This is a genomic window from Modestobacter italicus (genome assembly GCF_019799965.1).
Lineage (GTDB): Bacteria > Actinomycetota > Actinomycetes > Mycobacteriales > Geodermatophilaceae > Modestobacter > Modestobacter italicus_A.
Genome location: NZ_JABGCJ010000002.1, coordinates 256997 through 278333 on the forward strand (window position 1 = coordinate 256997; position 21337 = coordinate 278333).

Annotated in this window: 18 protein-coding genes and 1 pseudogene; 17 read left to right on the forward strand and 2 right to left on the reverse strand. The window is 75.7% G+C overall.

The window, feature by feature from the left end; translation table 11 throughout:
• Positions 1-228 precede the first annotated feature (228 nt).
• The 17 genes and pseudogenes from HLA93_RS21420 (at position 229) to holA (ending at position 19880) form a co-directional block, all read left to right on the forward strand.
• The gene (locus HLA93_RS21420) at positions 229-3639 is read left to right on the forward strand and encodes a ribonuclease E/G (RefSeq protein WP_308127957.1); all 3411 of its coding nucleotides are present in this window, start codon (positions 229-231) and stop codon (positions 3637-3639) included.
• A gap of 204 nt (positions 3640-3843) precedes the next feature.
• On the forward strand, positions 3844-4179 hold the full coding sequence (gene rplU, locus HLA93_RS05290; protein ID WP_246625824.1) for a 50S ribosomal protein L21: 336 nt from the start codon (positions 3844-3846) through the stop codon (positions 4177-4179).
• Positions 4180-4183: 4 nt separating this feature from the next.
• Positions 4184-4459, forward strand: coding sequence for a 50S ribosomal protein L27 (gene rpmA, locus HLA93_RS05295; RefSeq protein WP_110554204.1), 276 nt, complete (start codon positions 4184-4186; stop codon positions 4457-4459).
• Between the two features lie 108 nt (positions 4460-4567).
• Complete coding sequence (gene obgE, locus HLA93_RS05300) at positions 4568-6055, forward strand: GTPase ObgE (protein WP_222193240.1); 1488 nt, start codon at positions 4568-4570, stop codon at positions 6053-6055.
• Complete coding sequence (gene proB / locus HLA93_RS05305) at positions 6052-7173, forward strand: glutamate 5-kinase (RefSeq protein WP_222193241.1); 1122 nt, start codon at positions 6052-6054, stop codon at positions 7171-7173. Before obgE ends, proB begins: the two co-directional genes overlap by 4 nt.
• A gap of 89 nt (positions 7174-7262) precedes the next feature.
• The gene (def, locus tag HLA93_RS05310) at positions 7263-7742 is read left to right on the forward strand and encodes a peptide deformylase (protein ID WP_222193242.1); all 480 of its coding nucleotides are present in this window, start codon (positions 7263-7265) and stop codon (positions 7740-7742) included.
• Between the two features lie 16 nt (positions 7743-7758).
• Positions 7759-8376: a GNAT family N-acetyltransferase gene (locus tag HLA93_RS05315; protein WP_222193243.1), complete on the forward strand. Its 618-nt coding sequence runs from the start codon at positions 7759-7761 to the stop codon at positions 8374-8376.
• A gap of 217 nt (positions 8377-8593) precedes the next feature.
• A complete protein-coding gene (locus tag HLA93_RS05320) occupies positions 8594-9844 on the forward strand; it encodes a glutamate-5-semialdehyde dehydrogenase (protein WP_222193244.1) in 1251 nt (416 codons plus the stop codon).
• A 30-nt stretch (positions 9845-9874) separates the two neighbouring features.
• On the forward strand, positions 9875-10759 hold the full coding sequence (locus tag HLA93_RS05325; RefSeq protein ID WP_222193245.1) for an AAA family ATPase: 885 nt from the start codon (positions 9875-9877) through the stop codon (positions 10757-10759).
• Positions 10759-12237, forward strand: a complete 1479-nt coding sequence (locus HLA93_RS05330) for a vWA domain-containing protein (RefSeq protein ID WP_246625825.1) — start codon at positions 10759-10761, stop codon at positions 12235-12237. Before HLA93_RS05325 ends, HLA93_RS05330 begins: the two co-directional genes overlap by 1 nt.
• 88 nt (positions 12238-12325) lie before the next feature.
• Positions 12326-13111 carry a nicotinate-nucleotide adenylyltransferase gene (gene nadD / locus HLA93_RS05335; RefSeq protein ID WP_308127958.1) on the forward strand — a complete coding sequence of 262 codons (786 nt, stop codon included), beginning with the start codon at positions 12326-12328 and terminating at the stop codon, positions 13109-13111.
• Entirely contained in the window at positions 13108-13569 is a 462-nt protein-coding gene (gene rsfS, locus HLA93_RS05340) for a ribosome silencing factor (protein WP_246625826.1), read from the forward strand. The genes nadD and rsfS overlap by 4 nt, the downstream gene beginning before the upstream one ends.
• Positions 13566-14339, forward strand: coding sequence for a histidine phosphatase family protein (locus HLA93_RS05345; protein ID WP_222193246.1), 774 nt, complete (start codon positions 13566-13568; stop codon positions 14337-14339). Before rsfS ends, HLA93_RS05345 begins: the two co-directional genes overlap by 4 nt.
• Positions 14340-14376: 37 nt before the next feature.
• Positions 14377-15318: a DegV family protein gene (locus HLA93_RS05350; protein WP_222193247.1), complete on the forward strand. Its 942-nt coding sequence runs from the start codon at positions 14377-14379 to the stop codon at positions 15316-15318.
• A gap of 137 nt (positions 15319-15455) precedes the next feature.
• A complete protein-coding gene (locus HLA93_RS05355; RefSeq protein ID WP_222193248.1) occupies positions 15456-16352 on the forward strand; it encodes a ComEA family DNA-binding protein in 897 nt (298 codons plus the stop codon).
• A 731-nt stretch (positions 16353-17083) separates the two neighbouring features.
• Positions 17084-18409, forward strand: a pseudogene (locus tag HLA93_RS22180) (ComEC/Rec2 family competence protein); the annotation flags it as partial.
• A 469-nt stretch (positions 18410-18878) separates the two neighbouring features.
• Entirely contained in the window at positions 18879-19880 is a 1002-nt protein-coding gene (gene holA, locus HLA93_RS05365; RefSeq protein WP_222193249.1) for a DNA polymerase III subunit delta, read from the forward strand.
• A gap of 78 nt (positions 19881-19958) precedes the next feature.
• Here holA and rpsT read toward each other — a convergent pair whose 3' ends face one another.
• Together rpsT and HLA93_RS05375 are read right to left on the reverse strand one after the other, a co-directional pair.
• On the reverse strand, positions 19959-20219 hold the full coding sequence (rpsT, locus tag HLA93_RS05370; protein WP_222193250.1) for a 30S ribosomal protein S20: 261 nt from the start codon (positions 20217-20219) through the stop codon (positions 19959-19961).
• A gap of 121 nt (positions 20220-20340) precedes the next feature.
• The gene (locus HLA93_RS05375) at positions 20341-21297 is read right to left on the reverse strand and encodes a phosphotransferase family protein (RefSeq protein WP_222193251.1); all 957 of its coding nucleotides are present in this window, start codon (positions 21295-21297) and stop codon (positions 20341-20343) included.
• Positions 21298-21337 lie beyond the last annotated feature (40 nt).

The following is a 21337-nucleotide window of genomic DNA, read 5'->3' on the forward strand; positions in this document are numbered from 1 at the left end:
TGCACCGCCCTGTCTTCGCTCCACCGCAGTCCCCAGCTCCACCGCACCATCCGCGTACAGCACGCAGCACCACCGGGCCCCAGCCGCACCGGCCGGGGCGCGCACCCAGACTTCGCGGGCCGGGCACAACTGCCGCGCAGCGGCCGCCCGACCCGCCCAACCCCGTTCCTGCGCGGCCGCCAGTCGGAGACGATCGGCGCCCGGGAACGCACAGGAGGCGAGCCCTTCGTGGCCGACCGCATCGACAGTGACACCAGTGAGACCACCGCGACCGAGGACGTGAGCGCGGGAGACCCCGCCGCGCTGTCCGGGACGCCCTCCGTCGAGGAGGCGGAGACGGCCCCCGAGGCGCTGGACCCGGAGGCCACCTCCGAGGAGGCCGACGAGGAGCCCCCCGCCGGTCCCGCGGCCGAGGTGGCCGCGTCCGCTCCCGAGCCCGACCCGGAGCCCGAGCTGCCCCGCTTCGGGGCCCAGTTCAGCTCGCCGGAGCCCACCACCGTCACCGCCCGCCCCCGGCGCCGGGCCACCCGGCCGGCCCTGGCCGCCGATCCGGACTCCGTCGCGCCGCCCGCGCCGGTCGCACCGACCGCCCCCGCCTTCGTGTCCTTCGTGGCGCCCGAGGCCGAGGCCGCGCCGCCCCGCCGGCGCAGCCGCCGGGCAGCCGCCGAGTCGCCCGCCGAGCCCGCCGAGACCGGCACGCCGGCCGTCGACCAGGGCGGCGACGACCGGAACCGGGACGACCGGGACCGGGACGACCGGGACGTGGAGCAGGCCCCAGCGCGCCGGTCCCGCAGCCGTCGCCGGGCCACCGCCGAGGACACGCCGGCTCCCGAGCCGACCGAGGTCGAGGACACCGACACCGACACCGACACCGACGAGCGGGACCTCGAGGACGCCGACGAGCGCGACGGCGACGAGGGCGGCTCCTCCGGCAGCCGCCGCCGGCGCCGCGGTCGCCGCGGCCGCGGCCGCGGCCGCACCGGTGACGACGCCACCGACACCGAGGACGACACCGACGGCCCGGCCGGGTCCGACGCCGGTACCGCCGACGAGCCGGACGAGTCCGGCGACGCCGAGGGTGGGTCCGACGAGGACGACGACGCCACCGAGGGCGGCTCGGGCTCCAGCACCCGCCGTCGCCGCCGTCGCCGTCGCCGGGGCAGCAGCGGCGAGACCGGCAGCGACGAGAGCACCGAGGACGCCGACGACCGGCCGGAGCGGGCGGGCCGCAACGGCCGCACCTCCAGCGACGACGACGTCCGCGGCGTGGCCGGCTCCACCCGGCTGGAGGCCAAGCGTCAGCGCCGCCGCGAGGGCCGGGACGGCGGCCGCAAGCGCGCGCCGATCCTGTCCGAGTCGGAGTTCCTCGCCCGCCGCGAGGCCGTCGACCGCGCGATGGTGATCCGGCAGCAGGGCGAGCGCACCCAGATCGCCGTCCTGGAGGACGACGTCCTGGTCGAGCACTACGTCACCCAGGCGCAGGCGACGTCCTTCGCCGGCAACGTCTACCTCGGCCGGGTGCAGAACGTGCTGCCCAGCATGGAGGCGGCGTTCATCGACATCGGCAAGGGGCGCAACGCCGTCCTGTACGCCGGTGAGGTCAACTGGGACGCCGCCGGGCTGTCCGGCAAGTCCCGTTCCATCGAGACCGCGCTGAAGTCCGGTGACAAGGTCCTGGTGCAGGTGACCAAGGACCCGATCGGCCACAAGGGCGCCCGGCTGACCCAGCAGGTCAACCTGCCCGGCCGGTTCCTGGTCTACGTGCCCGGTGGCTCGATGACCGGCATCAGCCGGAAGCTGCCGGACAAGGAGCGCACCCGGCTCAAGGACATCCTCAAGAAGATCGTCCCCGAGGACGCCGGTGTGATCATCCGGACCGCCGCGGAGGGCGCCTCCGAGGAGGAGCTCACCCGCGACGTGGCCCGGCTGCAGGCGCAGTGGGAGGTCATCCAGACCAAGGCCGCCTCGACGTCCAACGCCCCGACGCTCCTCTACGGCGAGCCGGACCTGGCCATCCGGGTCATTCGCGACGTCTTCAACGAGGACTTCAAGCGGCTGGTCGTGCAGGGCGACGACGCCTGGGACACCGTCGAGGCCTACGTCGCGCACGTCTCGCCGGAGCTGTCCGAGCGGCTGCAGCGCTACACCGGCACCGGTGACGTCTTCCGCGACCTGCGGATCGACGAGCAGCTGATGAAGGCCCTCGACCGCAAGGTGTGGCTGCCCTCGGGCGGCTCGCTGGTCATCGACCGCACCGAGGCGATGACCGTCGTCGACGTCAACACCGGCAAGTTCGTCGGCTCGGGCGGCAACCTCGAGCAGACCGTGACCCGGAACAACATCGAGGCCGCCGAGGAGATCGTCCGCCAGCTCCGGCTGCGCGACATCGGCGGGATCATCGTCATCGACTTCATCGACATGGTCCTGGAGAGCAACCGCGACCTCGTGCTGCGGCGGCTCACCGAGTGCCTGGGCCGGGACCGCACCAAGCACCAGGTCGCCGAGGTCACCTCGCTGGGCCTGGTCCAGATGACCCGCAAGCGGGTCGGCCAGGGCCTGCTCGAGGTGTTCTCCGAGCCCTGTGAGCACTGCCGCGGCCGCGGGGTGCTGGTGCAGATCGATCCGGTGGACGACAAGAAGCGCTCGGGCGGCAACGGCGGCGGGAACGGCAACGGCGGCGGGAACGGCGGCGGCCGGAACCGAGGCGGCCAGGAGTCCGGCAAGGACTCGGGCAATAACTCCGCCAAGGACTCGGGCAATGGCTCCGCCAAGGACTCGGGCCCGGCGGGCAAGGGCGCCGAGGACACCGGCCCGGCCAAGGGCGCCAGGGGCACGGAGTCGGCGACCGAGGTCCTGGGCGCGGGTGCCCAGGACGGAGCCGGCCCGGACGCCGCTGCAGAGGACGCGGTGGCCGCCGACGAGGTGCCGCAGGAGCGCGGCTCGCGCAGCGGACGTCGCCGTGGCGGACGCTCGGACGCCGCCCGGACCGGCGCGGCCCAGGACGACGTGGCCGTCGCCGGCGTGACCGGGCCGGACGCGACGTCCGGTGCCGGCGATGCGGTCTCCGCCGGTGGGGACGCCGTGCCGGCCGGCGAGCCGGTCGGTCCGGGGGAGTCCTCGCGCCGGGTGGACCCCGCGGCCGGCTGGGACGTCGCCGACGCGATGGCCCTGCAGGGGAGCGCGGTGGGCGCCGCGGACGACGCGGTCGAGCCGGCCCGGGAGCAGGCGGACGAGTCCGGCGAGCCCACCGGTCGTGGCCGCAGTCGCGGTCGTGGGCGCCGTGGGCGCGGGCAGTCCGCCGAGTCCCGGGCCGCGGCGGCCGCCGAGCCGTCCGGTGACCGGCCGGCCGCGGACGAGGCGCCGCCGGCCGGGAGGACGGTGACCGACGTGCCGGCGGGCACGGGCGAGGCGGTCCCGAACGGGGAGGCCGCGACCCCGGACACGGTGCTGGCGACCGCGATCGCCGACGAGGAGGCGCCTGCCGGTGCCACCGCGCAGGCAGCGCCGGAGGCGCCGCCGTCGGCCGTCGCCGTGGCGCCGCAGCCGGTCGCCGAGCCGGTGGCCGAGGACGCACCGCCGGTGGCCCGACCGCGCCGGCGCCGGGCGGCGTCGCGGCCCGCCGGGCCGCCCGCCTCCTGACCGACCCCCCGGGGTCACGCCGGCCCCCACAGGACGGGGGCCGGCAGACAGACCACGTTCGACCCGCGCACGAGGACTCGGGTACGCTGGACGGGTTGCTGCACCACGGGCAGTGCACTCCGGTGCCGCCTGGCCGGCGCGAGCAACTCGTCCAGCACCTCGGCCCTCGTGGCGGTCGTGCGCGCAGGACACAGTGCTGGACACATGGAACCGATCGAGGAGTCAGTGGTGTACGCAGTCGTCAAGGCCGGTGGAGCGCAGCACAAGGTGGGTGTCGGTGACACGTTCACCGTCAACCGCCTGAGCGGGGTGGCCGGTGACACCGTCACCCTCCCGGCCATCCTTCTGGTCGACGGCGACACCGTCACCGCCGATGCGCAGACGCTCGCCGGGGTGACCGTGACCGGCGAGATCGTCGAGCACGGCAAGGGCCCGAAGATCCACATCCACAAGTTCAAGAACAAGACGGGCTACCACAAGCGCCAGGGGCACCGTCAGCCCCTGACCAGCGTCGTGGTCCGCGACATCACGAAGGGCTGACGACATGGCACACAAGAAGGGCGCTTCGTCGTCCCGCAACGGTCGCGACTCCAACGCCCAGCGCCTGGGCGTGAAGCGCTTCGGTGGCCAGGTCGTCAAGGCCGGCGAGATCATCGTCCGCCAGCGCGGCACCCACTTCCACCCGGGTCTGGGTGTCGGCCGCGGCAAGGACGACACGCTGTTCGCGCTGGTCCCCGGTGCGGTGACCTTCGGGTTCCGCCGTGGCCGCCGCGAGGTCGCGATCTCGGCCGTCCCGGCCCGCGAGACCGTCTCGGCCTGAGCACGACCCAGTTCCACCAGCTCTGACGGGGTGGCGGCGCCGGACTCCGGCGCCGCCACCCGTTTCCCTTTCCGGACAGTTCGGCCGTAACGCAGAGAGGCGGCGATCATGGCCGCTTTCGTCGACCGCGTGACGGTCCACGTCTCGGCAGGCAAGGGTGCCAACGGGGTCAGCTCCGTGCACCGCGAGAAGTTCAAGCCGCTCGGTGGCCCCGACGGGGGCAACGGCGGTGACGGCGGGGACGTCGTCCTCCAGGTCGACCCCAGCGTGCACACCCTGCTGGACTTCCACCACCGTCCGCACCAGCGGGCCGGCAACGGCAAGCAGGCCGCGGGCAACTACCGCAACGGCGGCCGCGGAGAGGACCTCGTCCTCGGCGTCCCGTCCGGCACGGTGGTCAGCGTCGGCGGCCAGGTCGTCGCCGACCTGGTCGGCGCGGGCGCCCGCCTGGTCCTGGCGCACGGCGGCAAGGGCGGGCTCGGCAACGCCGCGCTGGCCAACGCCCGGCGCAAGGCCCCCGGCTTCGCCCTGCTCGGCGAGCCGGGCGAGGCGGTGGACGCCGTGCTGGAGCTCAAGAGCATCGCCGACGTCGGCCTGGTCGGGTACCCCTCGGCCGGGAAGTCCTCGCTCGTCGCCGCGATGTCCGCTGCCCGGCCGAAGATCGCCGACTACCCGTTCACCACGCTGGTCCCGCAGCTGGGCGTCATCCGCTCCGGCGACACCGTCTACACGATGGCCGACGTCCCCGGGCTCATCCCCGGCGCCTCGGTCGGCAAGGGCCTGGGCCTGGAGTTCCTCCGGCACGTCGAGCGCTGCGCCGTCCTGGTGCACGTCGTCGACATGGCCACGATGGAGCCCGGGCGCGACCCGGAGACCGACATCGACGCCCTCGAGCACGAGCTGCGCGAGTACGGCGGTGAGGAGCTCGACCTGGTCGGCCGGCTGCGGATCGCCGTGCTCAACAAGATCGACGTGCCCGACGGCCGTGAGCTGGTCGACCTGGTGCGCGGGACGCTGGAGGCACGCGGCCTGCAGGTCTTCGCGATCAGTGCGGCGACCGGCGAGGGGCTGACCGAGCTCGGCTACGCACTCGCCGCCGCCGTCGAGGAGCACCGGGCCTCCCTCCCGGAGATCCCGGCCGCGCCGATCACGATCGCCCCGCGGGCGGTCGACGACGGCGGGTTCAGCGTCGAGCCCGACCCGCGCACCGACGGCTGGTTGGTGCGCGGCACCCGCCCCGAGCGGTGGATCCGGCAGACCGACTTCACCAACGACGAGGCCGTGGGCTACCTGGCCGACCGGCTCAACCGGCTCGGCGTCGAAGAGGAGCTGGCCAAGGCCGGCGCCGTCCCCGGCGACGCGGTCACCATCGGCGACGTCACCTTCGACTGGGAGCCGACGCTGCCGGCCGGCACGCTCACCGTCGAGGAGACCGCCGGGCTGGGCGGTCGCGGCACCGACGCCAGGCTGGACACCAACACCCGGCTGTCCGCCGACGACCGGCTGGCGGCCAAGAAGGCCCGCCGGCTGCCCTACGAGGTCGCCGAGGGCGATGGCTGGGTGGACGCCGACCTGCTCGACGACGCCGACCGGTGAGCACCCGCGCGGAGGTGGCCACCGCGCAGCGTGTGGTGGTCAAGGTCGGGTCCTCCTCGCTGACCACCCTGCCCGGCGGGCTGGACGAGGGCCGGCTGCGGGCGCTCGTCGACGTGCTCGGGGCGCTGCGGGCCGCCGGCCGTCAGGTCGTGCTCGTCTCCTCCGGCGCCATCGCCGCCGGCCTGGCGCCGCTGGCGCTCACCGGTCGTCCGCGTGACCTGGCCACCGCGCAGGCCGCGGCCAGCGTGGGCCAGCTGCGGCTCGTGCAGACCTACGCCGACGCCTTCGCCGCGCACGGCGTCACGGTCGGGCAGGTGCTGCTCACCGCCAACGACCTGACCCGGCGCAGCCACTACCGCAACGCCCAGCAGACCATCGAGCGGCTGCTCTCCCTGGGGGTGCTGCCGATCGTGAACGAGAACGACACGGTGGCCACCGAGGAGATCCGGTTCGGCGACAACGACCGGCTGGCCGCCCTCGTCGCCCACGTCGCGGTCGCCGACGCGCTGGTGCTGCTCTCCGACGTGGACGGCGTGTACGACGGCGACCCGCGCACCGGCCCGGCGCAGCTGCTGGACACGGTGCACGGCCCCGACGACCTGGCCGCGGTCACCCTGGGCTCGGCCAGTCGCAACGGGGTGGGCACCGGCGGGATGGCGACGAAGGTGGAGGCGGCGCTGATCGCCTCCGGCGCCGGGGTGCCCGTCGTGGTGACCTCCACCCCGCAGGCCGCGGCTGCGCTGGCGGGGGAGCGGGTCGGCACGCTGTTCGCGCCGACCGGCCGCCGTCCTTCGGCCCGGCAGTTCTGGCTGCGTTACGCCAGCCGCCCCCGTGGCCGGCTGCTGCTGGACGACGGCGCGGTGCGCGCGGTGCGGGAGCGGCACGCCTCGCTGCTGGCCGCCGGGGTCACCGGGGTGACCGGGGAGTTCCTCGCCGACGACCCGGTGGAGCTGGTCGGCCCGGACGGCGTGGTTGTCGCCCGTGGGCTGGTCGGCTACGACGCCCGCGAGCTGCCCGAGCTGCTCGGCCGCAAGACCGGTGACCTGGACCCGGAGCACCGGCGCGAGGTGGTGCACCGCGACGAGATGGTGCTCGTCGGCCGCCGCACCCGGGGCTGAGAGACTGCCCACGTGAGCGAGCTTGCGAGCGAACCGGAGGCCAGGGCACCCATGGGCACGCGACCGACGAGCGCCAGCGAGGAGGGCGCGTGACCGTTCGTCCCATCCGCGAGATCGGCGACCCGGTGCTGCGCACCCCGGCCGACCCGATCCGTGCCTTCGACTCCGACCTCGCCGCGCTCGTCCGCGACCTGGAGGAGACCGTCGACCACCCCGGCCGGGCCGGCGTGGCGGCCACCCAGATCGGCGTCGGCCTGCGGGTCTTCTCCTACAACGTGGACGGCGTCATCGGGCACATGGTGAACCCGGTGATCACCGAGCGCTCCGAGGAGACCCAGGACGACGACGAGGGCTGCCTCTCGATCCCCGGTCTGTACGCGCCGACGGTGCGGGCGATGCACTGCGTGGCCGAGGGGTTCGACGTGCACGGCGAGCCGCTGCGGATCGAGGGCAGCGGCCTGCTCGCCCGCTGCCTGCAGCACGAGGTCGACCACCTGGACGGCAAGCTCTTCGTCGACCGGCTGACCGGCGAGGCCCGCAAGCGGGTCCTCCGGGCGCTGCGCAGCTGATCGAGGGCTGCCCGACATGGCACCGGACCCGGCCTGGCTCGCGCCGGTCACGCTGACGGGTGAGCTGGTCACCCTGCAGCCGCTCGCCCACGGCCACGTGCCGGCGCTGGCCACTGCGGCGGCAGACGGCCGGCTGTGGGAGCTCTGGTACACCTCCGTGCCCACGCCCGAGGGCATGGCCGCCGACGTCGCGGCGAAGCTGGCCCAGCGGGAGGCCGGCACGATGCTGCCGTTCGCCGTCCGGCGCAACGACACCGGCGGGGTGGTGGGGGTGACCACCTTCTGCAACGCCGACCGCGAGGCCCCGCGGCTGGAGATCGGCTACACCTGGACGGCGGCGTCCGCGCAGCGCACCGGGGTCAACGCCGAGAGCAAGCTGCTGCTGCTCGGTCACGCCTTCGACCAGCTCGGCTGCATCGCGGTCGAGTTCCGCACGCACTGGCACAACCAGCAGTCCCGGACGGCGATCGCCCGGCTGGGCGCCAAGCAGGACGGCGTGCTGCGCAACCACCGCCGGCAGCCCGACGGCTCGCTGCGGGACACCGTCGTCTTCTCGATCACCGACGCCGAGTGGCCCGCCGTCCGCAACGGCCTCCGGCACCGGCTCGCCCGCCACTCCATCTCGCGCCCGTAGCGCTCCCGCCGCCGAGGCAGGCGACTCCAGGGGCGAGAGCCGGTCCAGGAGGCCGGCCATGTTGGCCAACATGGCCGCCGCCCGGCGAAGCGGGCCATGGCGCCCGCGGGTGTACGTCACCTGATCCCAGTCCCGGTCGGTGTGCCGTGTTCAGCGCCGGTCGGCAGCGGTCGAGCGACCCCGCTGCGCGGGTGTGCCGCCGCGTATCGTCGCCGGGGTGTCCGACGCCGACCTCCCGCTGATCGGGGCCGCCGCGACCCGCGCCCGTGCGGCCGCCCGCGTGCTGCGCACCCTGCCCACCGAGACCAAGGACGCCGCGCTCACCGCGATGGCCGAGGCGCTGCTGGAGCGCGCCGACGAGGTGCTCGCCGCCAACGCCGCCGACGTGGACGCCGCCGCGGCGGACGGCACGCCGGCCTCGGTGCTGGACCGGCTGCGGCTGGACCCCACCCGGCTGGCGGCGGTGGCCGACGCGCTGCGTCACCTGGTCTCGCTGCCCGACCCGGTCGGTGACGTCGTCCGTGGGTCGACGCTGGCCAACGGGCTGCAGCTGCGGCAGGTGCGGGTGCCCCTCGGCGTGGTCGGGATTGTGTACGAGGCGCGGCCGAACGTGACCGTGGACGCCGCGGGCCTGTGCCTCAAGAGCGGCAACGCGGCGCTGCTGCGCGGGTCGGCCTCCGCGCACCGCACCAACACCGCACTGGTCGCCGTCCTCACCGAGGCAGCCGAGAAGGCGGGGCTGCCGGCCGGCTCGATCGCGCTGCTGCCCGCCGACCGGGCGTCGGTGGGGGAGCTGCTGAACGCCCGCGGCCTGGTCGACGTGGTCATCCCGCGCGGTGGCGCGTCGTTGATCTCCCGGGTGGTCCGCGAGTCGACGGTGCCGGTGATCGAGACCGGCGTCGGCAACTGCCACGTCTACGTCGACGCCTCCGCAGACCCGGCGATGGCCGAGGCGATCGTGCTCAACGCCAAGACCTCCCGGGTCAGCGTGTGCAACTCCGCGGAGACCCTGCTGGTGCACCGGGACGTCGCGTTCCTGCCCCGGCTGCTGGCCGCACTGGCCGAGGCGGGGGTGACCCTCCACGGCGACGAGGCCGCGGCCCGGGCGCACGAGGGCGTCGTCCCGGCCACCGACGAGGACTGGGCCACCGAGTACCTGTCGCTGGACATGGCGGTGCGGGTGGTCGACGACCTGCCCGCCGCGCTGGACCACATCAGCCGGTGGGGGAGCGGGCACAGCGAGGCGATCGTCGCCGACTCCGCGCGGGCGATCGCCGAGTTCACCGCCGGCGTCGACGCTGCCGCGGTGCTGGTCAACGCCTCGACCCGGTTCACCGACGGCGGGGAGTTCGGGTTCGGTGCCGAGATCGGCATCTCCACCCAGAAGCTGCACGCCCGCGGCCCGCTCGGGCTGCCGGAGCTCACCTCGACCACCTACGTCGTCACCGGCAGCGGCCACACCCGCTGACCCCGGTCCACCCGCTCAACGAGGAGCCGCATGTCCCGCACGCCCACGCACGCCGCCCAGTTCGCCGACGTGGCGGACGTGACAACGCGGCTGTCGGCCGCGGGGTACCTGCCCGACCACCAGATCGCGACGACGGTGTTCCTCGCCGACCGGCTGGGCAAGCCGCTGCTGGTCGAGGGCCCGGCCGGGGTGGGGAAGACCGAGCTGGCCAAGGCGATGGCGACCGCGACCGGCGCCGAGCTGATCCGGCTGCAGTGCTACGAGGGGCTGGACGAGGCGCGCGCGCTGTACGAGTGGAACTACAAGAAGCAGCTGCTGAGGATCTCCGCGGCGGGCACCGGCGGCGCCGACTGGGACACCGTGCACGACGACGTCTTCGGTGAGGAGTTCCTGCTCGCCCGGCCGCTGCTGACCGCGATCCGGCGCACCGAGCCGACGGTGCTGCTGATCGACGAGACCGACAAGGCCGACGTCGAGGTGGAGGGCCTGCTGCTGGAGGTGCTCAGCGACTTCCAGGTGACCATCCCCGAGCTGGGCACGATCACCGCCACCCGCCGGCCGATGGTGGTGCTCACCTCCAACGCCACCCGCGAGCTGTCCGAGGCGCTGAAGCGGCGCTGCCTGTACCTGGCGCTGGACTACCCCAGCGCCGAGCGGGAGCGGGAGATCGTGCTGTCCCGGGTACCCGACCTGGCGCCGGGCCTGGCCGACCAGCTGGTGCGCACGGTGCGCGCGCTGCGGGCGCTGGAGCTGAAGAAGTCGCCGTCGATCTCGGAGACGCTGGACTGGGCGCAGACCCTGCTGGCGCTCGGCCTGGACACCCTGGACGAGCAGGCGGTGCGCTCGACGCTGGGCGTGGTGCTCAAGCACGCCAGCGACCAGACCCGCGCCGCGGCCGAGCTCCGGCTGAACTGATGTCCGGGCCGTCGCCGCAGCCGGGCGTGCCGGCCGCTCCCGGGCCGGGTGGCCAGGCCGTGCCGGGTGGGCTGGCCGGGCACCTGGACGGCTTCGTCCGCGCGGTGCGCGAGGCCGGCGTCCCGGTCGGGATCAGCCAGGCGGTGGACGCCGCCGAGGTGCTCACCGTGGTCGACCTGCTCGACCGGGAGCAGCTGCGGCACGGACTGGCCGCGGTGCTGCTGCGGCGGGCGGCGCAGCGGGAGGCCTACGACGTCCTGTTCGACCTGTGGTGGCCGTTGACCGACCGCCCGGTTGCCGCCCCGGACGACGCGGACGAGCCGGACGACGCCGACGGCGAGGACGGCGGGGACGCCGACGGGCCGCTGCCGGTGGGCGACCCGGGGGCCCTGGCCGAGGCGATGCGGGCCGAGCTGCTGCGCCTGCTGCTGGCCGGTGACGAGGAGGCGCTGCGCCGGTTCGCCCGGCTGGCGGTGGACCAGCTCGGCGCCGGCACGCCCACCGCGTCGGGGCAGTCGTTCTTCAGCTACCGCGTGCTGCGTGCGCTCTCCCCGGACACGCTGGTCGCCCAGCTGCTCGCCGGGATGCTGGGGTCGGCGGAGCGCGGCGGTCTCGCCGAGCAGGTCGCCCGGTCGACGGCCAAGGAGCGGATCGCGGCGTTCCGGACCGCCGTGGAGGCCGAGGTCCGCCGCCGGACAGCGGCCGAGAAGGGGCGGGACAAGGTCGCCCGCAACGCCGTCCGGCCGCTGGCCGACCAGGTCGACTTCCTGCGGGCGCAGCAGGCCGACCTGGCCGAGCTGCGGCGCACGGTCGCGCCACTGGCCCGGCGGCTGGCAGCCAAGCTGTCGGCCCGCCGCCGGCTCGGTCGGGCCGGGCGGCTGGACTTCCGGCGCACCGTGCGGGCCTCGCTGGCGACCGGTGGCATGCCGCTGGTGACCCACCACCGGCCGCGCGCGGTGCACAAGCCCGAGCTGGTCGTGCTGTGCGACGTCAGCGGGTCGGTCGCCGGGTTCAGCCACTTCACCCTGATGCTCACCCAGGCGCTGCGCGAGCACTTCAGCGGCGTCCGGGCGTTCGCGTTCGTCGACACCACCGACGAGGTGACCCGCTTCTTCTCACCCGGCGCCGACGTGGTGGACGCGATCGCCCGGATCGGCCGGGAGGCCGACGTGGTCGGCTTCGACGGGCACAGCGACTACGGCAACTCCCTGGAGGTCTTCGCCGAGCGGTGGCCGGCCGCCGTCGGACCGAAGACGTCGCTGCTGGTGCTCGGGGACGGGCGCACCAACTACCGGCACCCCGGGCTGCCCACGCTGGCCGACCTGGTGCGCCGCTCGCGGACGGCGCACTGGCTCAACCCGGAGCCCCGTCGACTCTGGGGGAGTGGTGACTCCGCGGCCGACCAGTACCGGCAGGTCATCCCGATGGTGGAGGTGCGGACGGCCGCCCAGCTGGCCGACTTCGTCACCACGCTCTGAGGCCCGGGCGCCCCGCCGGCGGGGGCGGCCCAACCGGCGGCCGGTGGTCGGCGGACCGCCGGTGGCCGTGCCGGGCTAGGCTCGGTCGGTGGCAGGACGTCGACTCGGGGTGATGGGCGGGACCTTCGACCCCGTTCACCACGGTCACCTGGTGGCCGCCAGCGAGGTCGCCGGGCTGTTCGGGCTCGACGAGGTCGTGTTCGTGCCGACCGGTCAGCCGTGGCAGAAGTCCGAGCGCGGGGTGAGCCCGGCGGAGGACCGCTACCTCATGACGGTGATCGCCACTGCCTCCAACCCGAGGTTCTCGGTGAGCCGGGTCGACGTCGACCGTGGCGGCCCGACGTACACGATCGACACCCTGACCGACCTGCGCCGCGAGCACCCCGACGCCGAGCTGTTCTTCATCACCGGCGCCGACGCCCTCGCCCAGATCGTCGGCTGGCGGGAGACCGACAAGCTCTTCCAGCTGGCCCACTTCGTCGGCGTCACCCGCCCCGGCTACCAGCTGGCCGACGCCGACCTGCCCCGGGGCGCGGTCAGCCTGGTGGAGGTCCCGGCGCTCGCGATCAGCTCCACCGACTGCCGTGACCGGGTCCGCCGCGGGCGGCCGGTCTGGTACCTGGTGCCCGACGGCGTGGTGCAGTACATCGAGAAGCGCGGGCTCTACCACCCCGGCGCCGCCGGGCCCGACGAGGTGCTGCCCGGTACCGGGGTCCGGCTCGACGGCGTGCCCGACCGGACGACGACCGCCCCGCTCTCCGCACCATCCCCGCACGAGTCGGGCATGCCCACCCTGCCCGACGACCCCACCCAGCCCGACGACACAGCCCCCGGGGACGACACGTCCCCCGACCTGCAGGAGATGCCCCGATGACCGCCTCGGCCGAGGCCCGCGAGACCGCGCTGATCGCAGCGCAGGCCGCCGCCGACAAACTGGCCACCGACGTCTCGATCGTGGACGTCAGCGATCGACTGGCGATCACCGACGCCTTCGTCCTCACCTCCGCCCCCAGCGAGCGCCAGGTGCAGGCGATCGTCGATGCCGTGGAGGAGCAGCTGCGCGAGCACGGCGTGAAGCCGGTGCGCCGTGAGGGCGTGGCCGAGGGCCGCTGGGTGCTCTTGGACTTCGTCGACGTCGTGGTGCACGTACAGCACGCCGAGGAGCGGGCGTACTACGCCCTCGAGCGGCTCTGGAAGGACTGCCCGGTCATCCCGTTCACCGATGCGGCGGCCCGCCCGGCGGACGGTGCGACGACCGGTGCTGCCGGCGCTCCCGACACGACGCCCGGGGACCGGTCCGGCGATCCGGAGCAGGGCGAGTCCGACCGGTGACCGACGGCGCTGGCGACCCGCCGGTGCGCCGCCTGGTCGTGTGGCGGCACGGGCGGACCGAGTGGAACGCCGGCGGCCGGTTCCAGGGCCAGCTGGACCCGCCCCTGGACGACGAGGGCCGGGCCCAGGCGGCGCGGACCGCGCCGGTGCTGGCCGGTCTGCTGCGCGGTGAGCAGGTGCTGCTGGTCTCCAGTGATCTGCAGCGGGCCGTGGACACCGCGGGTGCTCTCGCGCCGTTCCTCGGCGTGCCGCTGCAGGTGGACGAGCGACTGCGGGAGCACGGGCTCGGCAGCTGGGAGGGCCTGACCCGCGACGAGGTGGCCGAGCGGCACCCCGAGCAGTACGCCGACTGGATGGCCGGCCGGCCGGTGCCGGGGCGCGGCGGCGAGGCGCAGGCCGACGTCGCCGCCCGGGCGCTCGCTGCGGTCGCGGCCCTCCCCCCGGCGTCCGTCGCCGTCCTGGTGACCCACGGAGGCACGGCCGGGCGCCTGCTGGAGGCACTGCTGGGCATCGGCCCGGAGCACCGCCGGCTGTTCGGGCCGCTGGGCAACTGCCACTGGAGCGAGCTGTCGTTCCAGGCATCGGGGTGGCGGCTGATGCGGCACAACGTGTCGGTGCCCGCGCAGGTCGAGGGCGGCCGGTGGACGACCGGCGACCGGGGCCCGTTCCCGGGGCCGTCCGGCACGGACGTGCCCGATGCCCCGCCGTCGGGCGCCACCCCGGACGAGGCCCCGCCGGCGACCCTGACCGACGCCGACGCCGCGGGCTGACCGCGGCCCTCGTCGACCGCGCCACTAACCTCGCGCCATGTCCGTCGCCGTGGTCACCGACTCGACGGCCTATCTGCCGCCAGAGGTCGTGGACACCCTGGGCATCGAGGTCGTCCCGCTCTACGTCGTGCTGGCCGGGCGGTCCGGGCGGGAGGGCAGCGACGTCACCTCCGCCGAGGTGGCCCGGTCCCTCGCGGTGCGGGGCGGGCACGTCTCCACCTCCCGGCCGACGCCCGGTGACTTCGTGGCGGTCTACCGCCGGCTGCTCGACGGCGGTGCCGAGCGGATCGTGTCGGTGCACCTGTCCGGCGAGCTGTCGGGCACGTGGGACGCCGCGCGGCTCGCCGCGGGCCAGGTCGGGGAGCACCTGGTGACCGTGCTGGACTCGCGGTCCGCGGCGATGGGCACCGGGTTCGCGGTGCTCGCCGCCGCGCGCGCGGCCGCCGACGGAGCACCCGCCGCTGAGGTGGCGGGGGCGGCCCGGGACACGGCCGCGGTCACCCGGACCTTCTTCGTGGTCGACACCTTGGAGCACCTGCGGCGGGGTGGCCGGATCGGCGCGGCCGCCGCGCTGCTGGGGAGCGCCCTCGCCATGAAGCCGGTGCTGCACGTGACCGACGGCCGCGTGGTCGCCCTGGAGAAGGTGCGCACCTCCGCCCGGGCGGTGAACCGGCTGGTGCAGCGCGCGGTGGACGTCGCCGGGGACGGAGCCGTCGCTGCGGCCGTGCACCACCTGGCTGCTCCCGAGCGGGCTCAGCGGCTGGCCGACCAGCTCACGGCCCGGCTGCCCCGGCTCACCGAGCTGCACGTCAGCGAGCTGGGCGCGGCGGTGGGCGCGCACGTCGGACCCGGTGCGGTGGGCGTGGTGATCGACCCGACGCCCCGGCCGGCCGGCGCCGGGCCGCAGCTGCCGGGGCCAGCCGCACCGGAGCAGCGCGCGGACGCCGAGTCGGGGGACGAACCGGGTCAGCAGGCCTGAGTTCCGTGGGTCGCGCATCCCGGCACCGTGGCCCAGCGGCCCGGGCCGGTGCCGCCGGTCGTCCACAGTGGGAGCGGTCGTCCACAGTCCCCGTCGGGCGGTGCCCCTGCGGGTGACCGGCTCCTAACGTCCGCCGGGTGCGTTCCTCCGCCCGTCGCAGCGACGACTCCGACGTCATCCGCGCCCGGCTGCGCGCGCTGCTGGCCGAGGAGCAGCCACGGGCCGGCTGGGTGCCCGGGGACGACGACGCCGCCCGACCCGCCCGGTGGCCGGGGGAGGCGGACGACGCGCGTACCGGGGCCGGCCGCTGGGCGGACGAGCAGGACACCGACGAGCTGTACGACGTGGCCGACCTGCCGCGGGACGACACCGTGCTGCCCGCCGGCCTGGGCCGGCACCGCGCTCCCGGCCGGACGGCCCGGCTCGACCCGGGCGGTCCAGGAGCGTGGTCGCTGTGGGTCGTCGCGGTCTTGGCCGCGGTCCTGGTGGTCGGCTGGACGTGGGCCGACCGGCCGGCGGTGGAGCGGGTGCCCACATCCACCTCGTCGACCGTCCCGGACGGCGACACGACCGCTGCGGTCGCGCCGACGGCAGACGCGGCAGCCCCGGTGCCGAGCGGCACGGTGGTGGTCTCGGTCGTCGGGCAGGTGGCCGCCCCGGGCCTGGTGACGCTCCCGGCCGGCGCCCGGGTGGCCGATGCGCTCGCCGCCGCCGGTGGGCTCCTGCCGGCGGCCGACCCGGCGTCGGTGAACGCCGCGGCCGTGCTCACCGACGGGGAGCAGATCGCCATCGGCGTCCCCGGCGTGGCCGCTCCTGCCGCGGCCGGCCCCACCGCGGCCGGGGGCCCGCTGGACCTGAACTCCGCCACCGTGGCCGACCTGGACGCGCTGCCGGGCATCGGCCCGGTATTGGCCCAGCGGATCGTGGACCACCGCACCGCGCAGGGCCCGTTCACCAGCGTCGAGCAGCTGGACGACGTCAGCGGCATCGGGCCCGCGATCTACGGCGAGCTGGCCGAGCGGGTCCGGGTCTGACGGTGCACACGCGACCAGCGGCCCCACGGCGGCTGCGGAAACCGGTCCACCGGGTCCGGGCAACCGGGCGGTGGTCGTGGGTCGACCTGCGGCTGGTGCCGGTGGCGGTGACCGTCTGGCTGCTGACGCTGGCCGCGCCGCACCTGGGCGTGCCGCTGCTGCTCACGCTGACCGGTGGGTCCGCGGTGGTGGCGGCCGCGCTGCTGTCTGGTGGTGGTGGACGGGCGGGCGCATCGGTGACGGTGGCCTGTCTCGCCGCGCTGACCGTGACGGGCGGGCTGTCGGCGGCCCGTGCCCAGGACCGGCTGGACTCACCGTTGACCGGCCTCGCCGGGCGGGTGGTCGAGGTCCGGCTGGAGCTGGACGACGACCCGCGCGTGCTGACGGCCGCCGGCGGCCCGCGTGCGCTGGTCCGGGGGAGCGTGACGGCGGTCGGTGACCGCGCCGCGGGCGGTGAGGGCGTGCTCCTGTTCGGGCCGGCCGAGGAGTGGACGGGGTTGTTGCCCGGCCAGGGGGTCCGGCTGCGGGCAGCGGTCCGGGCCGCCGGTGCGGCGGACGGCGTGGTGGCCGTGCTGTCGGCGCGCTCTCCGCCGGAGCCGGTCGGGGGGCCGGGCCGGGGACAGCTGGCCGCGGGTGCACTGCGCAGCGGGCTGGTCGCCTCGGCGGCCCGGACGCTGCCGGAACGCCCTGCCGGACTGCTGCCCGGTCTGGTGGTCGGTGACACCAGCGCGATGGACCCCACCCTCACCGCGGAGTTCCGGCGGGCCGGGCTGGCGCACCTGACGGCGGTCTCGGGTGCCAACGTCGCGATCGTGGTGGCCCTGGTGCTCTGGCCGCTGCGGGCGCGGGGAGCCGACCGCCGGGTGCAGGCGGTGGTGGGCGTCCTGGCGGTGGTCGGGTTCGTCGTCCTGGCCCGACCCGGCGCCAGCGTGCTGCGCGCCGGGGTGATGGGCGGGGTGGCGCTGCTGGCGCTGGCGTCGGGCCGGGCGCGGGCGGCCGTCCCCGCGCTGGCCACGAGCGTGGTCGTGCTGCTCCTGCTGCAGCCGGGGCTGGCCGTCGATGGCGGCTTCGTGCTCTCGGTCGCGGCGACGGCGGCGATCGTGCTGCTGGCGCCCGGCTGGTCGCGGGCACTCCGCCGCCGCGGCACCCCGCGACCGGTGGCCGACGCGCTGGCGGTGAGCGCGGCGGCCGGGCTGGTGACCGCACCGCTGATCGCCGCGCTGTCCGGCGTGGTCAGCGTCGTCTCCCTGCCGGCCAACCTGCTGGCCGCGCCGGCGGTCGCCCCGGCCACCGTGCTCGGGCTGCTGGCCGCGCTCAGCTCGCCGGTGGCCCCGGGCCTGGCCGACGTGTTCAGCTGGCTGGCCGGGTGGCCCGTCCGATGGCTGGTGCTGATCACGGAGCGCGCCGCCGCGGTGCCGGACGGCGTCACCGGCTGGCCCACGGGGCTGCCCGGTGCGGTCCTGCTCACGGTGCTGCTCGCTGCGGGCGCCTGGTCGTTGCTGCGCTGGCCGCGGTTGCGCCTGCTGGCCCTGGCGGCCCTGGCCGGGATCGTCGTGGTCGGCTGGCCGCTGCGCCAGGCGACCCGTGGGTGGCCGGTGCCGGACACCGTCGTCGTCGCCTGCGACGTCGGGCAGGGCGACGCGCTGGTGCTGCCGACCGGGCCCGGCGAGGCGGTGCTCGTGGACGCCGGCCCGGACCCGGCGCTGGTCGACGGGTGCCTCGACCGACTGGGGGTCGACCGGCTGCCGCTGGTCTTCCTCTCCCACCTGGACGCCGACCACGTGGGCGGCCTGGCCGGTGCGCTGACCGGCCGGGAGGTCGGCGACGTGGCGACCGGGACGCTCACCCCGACCGACGAGCGGCGCCCCGTGCTCGACGCGGCCGTGGCGGCGGCAGGGGCCCGGCACGTCGTCCTGCGGCCCGGTGACCGGCGGACGGTGGGCACCGCCCGGTTCGAGGCGCTGGCGCCCGACCCGGCGCTCGCCGTGCCGGGTGGTGAGCCCAACGACCTCAGCCTGGTGCTCCGGGCCACCCAACGCGGGCTGCGGGTGCTGCTCACCGGGGACCTGGGCGCCGGGGCGGAGGCGCGGCTGGTGGCCTCGGGCATCGACCTGAGCGCCGACGTGGTCAAGGTGCCGCACCACGGCAGCGGGGACGCCGACCCGGGGTTCCTGTCCGCGACCGGGGCCGCCGTCGCGCTGATCTCGGTGGGCGCCGACAACACCTACGGCCACCCCGCCGACCGGCTGCTGGACATGCTGGCCGGCATGCGCGTCCACCGCACCGACCGGGACGGCGACGTCGCGGTCAGCGGCAGCGCGGAGGACTGGGGCGTGGCCGTGCGCGGCCCGGACGACGCGCTGCGTGCCACGGCCGCGTCATCGGACCCTGGCGGGCCGGGACCGGGTCCGCCGATCCGGCCGCCCGCACCGGCCGCAGTGGTCCGGCCGCGCACACCGGCCGCAGCGTGCCGGCGGGCGCTGGTGGCGGGCCGGTCCGGTCGGCACCCCGTGGCAGCATGGCCGCGTGCCCGCACAGACCCCTGCCCCGACCTCCCGGCTCCGCGTCGTGGCGGGCGAGGAGGAGCTGCTGCGCGCTCGCGCGGTGTCGGCCGTGCGGGCCGCGGTGCGCGAGCGCCACCCCGACAGCGAGGAGCACGAGCTGGCCGCCGCCGGGCTGCCGGTCGGGCAGCTGGCCGACGTGCTGGCCCCCTCGCTGTTCGGCGGCCACCGGCTCGTCGTGGTCACCGGGGTGCAGGAGTCGGCGGCCGCACTGGCCGACTCCTTGATCAGCTACACCAAGGACCCGGACCCGGAGCTCACGCTGGTCGTGGTGCACAACGGCGGCAAGCGGAACGAGGCACTCATCAAGGCATTCAAGAGCGCCGGGGCAGCGGTCGACGACTGCCCGAAGATCAGCTCGGCGGGGGAGCGGGTCGCCTTCGTGCGCAACGAGGTGCGGCACGCCGGCGGCAAGATCACCCCCGACGCCGTCACCGCGCTGCTGGACGCGGTGGGCAACGACCTGCGCGGGCTGTCGGCCGCCGCGAGCCAGCTGGTCTCCGACTTCGGCGGGGTGATCGACGCCGACGCCGTGGCCCGGTTCCACCGCGGCCAGGCCGAGGTGACCGGCTTCAGCGTCGCGGAGCGGGTGCTGGTGGGCGACACCGCCGGGTCGGTGGAGATGCTCCGCTGGGCGCTGGACCGCGGGGTGGCCCACGTGCTGATCGCCGACGCGCTGGCCGACGGGGTGCGCACCGCGGCCCGGGTGGCCTCGCTCAACACCACGAACATCGGCGACCTGGCCCGTCAGCTCAAGCTGCCTCCGTGGAAGGTGAAGAAGGCCCAGGCGCAGGCCCGGGGCTGGAGCATCGACGCGCTGCAGCAGGCGATCGGCGTCGCCGCGGAGCTCAACGCCGACGTCAAGGGCGCCGCGGCCAGCGCCGACTACGCGCTGGAGCGGGCGGTGCGCCGGATCGTCGCCATCCGCGCCGCCGGAGCCGGCGGACGGGCGCGCACGTCCCGCTGACGGTCGGTCGACCGACCCCCGGAACGCGACGAGCCCCCTCCCGACAGGGAGGGGGCTCGTCGCGGAGCGGTGCGCAGCTCAGAGGCTGGCGGCCTTCTTGGCCAGCGCCGACTTGCGGTTCGCGGCCTGGTTCTTGTGGATGACGCCCTTGCTGGCGGCCTTGTCCAGGGCCTTCGAGGCGGTCACGAGGGCGGCGGTCGCCGCCTCCTTGTCCCCGGCGTCGGCGGCCGTGCGGAAACGCCGCACCTGCGTCTTCAGGGCGGACTTGACCGCGACGTTGCGCTTGCGCGCGATCTCGTTGGTCTTGATCCGCTTGATCTGGGACTTGATGTTCGCCACGCGTGAGCCTCGGATGTGTCGCAGGGAGGTGTACTTCTGACAGTGCGTCCGCGGCGCAGCACAGCGCACTGCGGACCGGCCTCACAAGATACCAGCTCGCCCGCAGCGACCCAACCTGCGATCACCCGCCCACCCGTCGCGCCGTCCAGGTCAGCGCGGCTTCGTGGAAACGCCGCTGGAAGGCCCGCAGCGTGGGGAGTCCGGGCGGCGCCGGCTGACGCATGCCGTGGGCCCACATGCCGGTCATCGCCGCCACCAGGTCGGTGACCACGGCGGGGTCGGCCGCTGCGACGAGCGGGGAGCGGTCCAGCAGCCTCTCCGGGTCCACCCCGCCCTGTGTGGTCGCGTCGAAGGCGAACAGCACCGTGTCCACCCAGTCGGCGCCGCGGGCCGCCCAGGCCCAGTCGACGAAGGTCACGGTGCCGTCGGGGGCCAGCAGCATGTTGTCCGCCCGCAGGTCGGCGTGCACCAGGGTGTCGCCGGCGAGCCAGCCGGCGGCGGCGAGTCGTTCCGGCGCGGCTCCGAGCCAGTCCAGGTGGGCGGCCTCCCAGGGGTCCAGGTCGGCCGGTGGCTCGGCGGCGAGCTCGGCCCAGGCCGACAGCGACCGGCCGAGGCGCTCGGAGACGGTGGGCAGCCCGGCGACCGGGCAGGGCGTGGCGGTCCGGGCCAGCTCGGTCAGCCCGTCGGCGACGGCAGCCGCGGTGTGCGGCGTCCAGGGCAGGGGAGGGGAGTCGCCGTCCACGGCGTCGAGGACGAGGGCCACCCACCGGTCGTCACCGTCGGCCCACTCGACGAACGCCCGGTGGCCGGGCGCGGGCACCGACGGCGGCAGCACGCTGGTCACCGCGGCCTCGGCGCGCACCAGGCCGGGGGTGTCCGGGTTCAGCGGCGTCCCGACGGCCTTCACGAACGCCCGGCTGCCGTCGGCGCAGGTGACGACGGCGGCCGGGCCCGGGGAAAAGCCGCCGGTGCGAGGTGACACGGCGGCCACCGGGGAGCCGAGGGCCGCGTCGATCGCCGTCCGCAACCCCGCCGGGAGTCGGTCGTAGGGGAGGCGTGGACTGCCGGGGACGGACACCGGGACACCGTGGGCGACGGTGTCCGTCCGGGCAATCGCT

What these genes read in the sequence shown, in the direction of transcription:
- HLA93_RS05325 (WP_222193245.1), top strand. Translation starts at nt 9,875, where the DNA reads ATGTCCCGCACGCCCACGCACGCCGCCCAGTTCGCCGACGTGGCGGAC.
- HLA93_RS05330 (WP_246625825.1), top strand. Translation starts at nt 10,759, where the DNA reads ATGTCCGGGCCGTCGCCGCAGCCGGGCGTGCCGGCCGCTCCCGGGCCG.
- HLA93_RS05350 (WP_222193247.1), top strand. Translation starts at nt 14,377, where the DNA reads ATGTCCGTCGCCGTGGTCACCGACTCGACGGCCTATCTGCCGCCAGAG.
- HLA93_RS05315 (WP_222193243.1), top strand. Translation starts at nt 7,759, where the DNA reads ATGGCACCGGACCCGGCCTGGCTCGCGCCGGTCACGCTGACGGGTGAG.
- obgE (WP_222193240.1), top strand. Translation starts at nt 4,568, where the DNA reads ATGGCCGCTTTCGTCGACCGCGTGACGGTCCACGTCTCGGCAGGCAAG.
- rsfS (WP_246625826.1), top strand. Translation starts at nt 13,108, where the DNA reads ATGACCGCCTCGGCCGAGGCCCGCGAGACCGCGCTGATCGCAGCGCAG.
- rpmA (WP_110554204.1), top strand. Translation starts at nt 4,184, where the DNA reads ATGGCACACAAGAAGGGCGCTTCGTCGTCCCGCAACGGTCGCGACTCC.
- rplU (WP_246625824.1), top strand. Translation starts at nt 3,844, where the DNA reads ATGGAACCGATCGAGGAGTCAGTGGTGTACGCAGTCGTCAAGGCCGGT.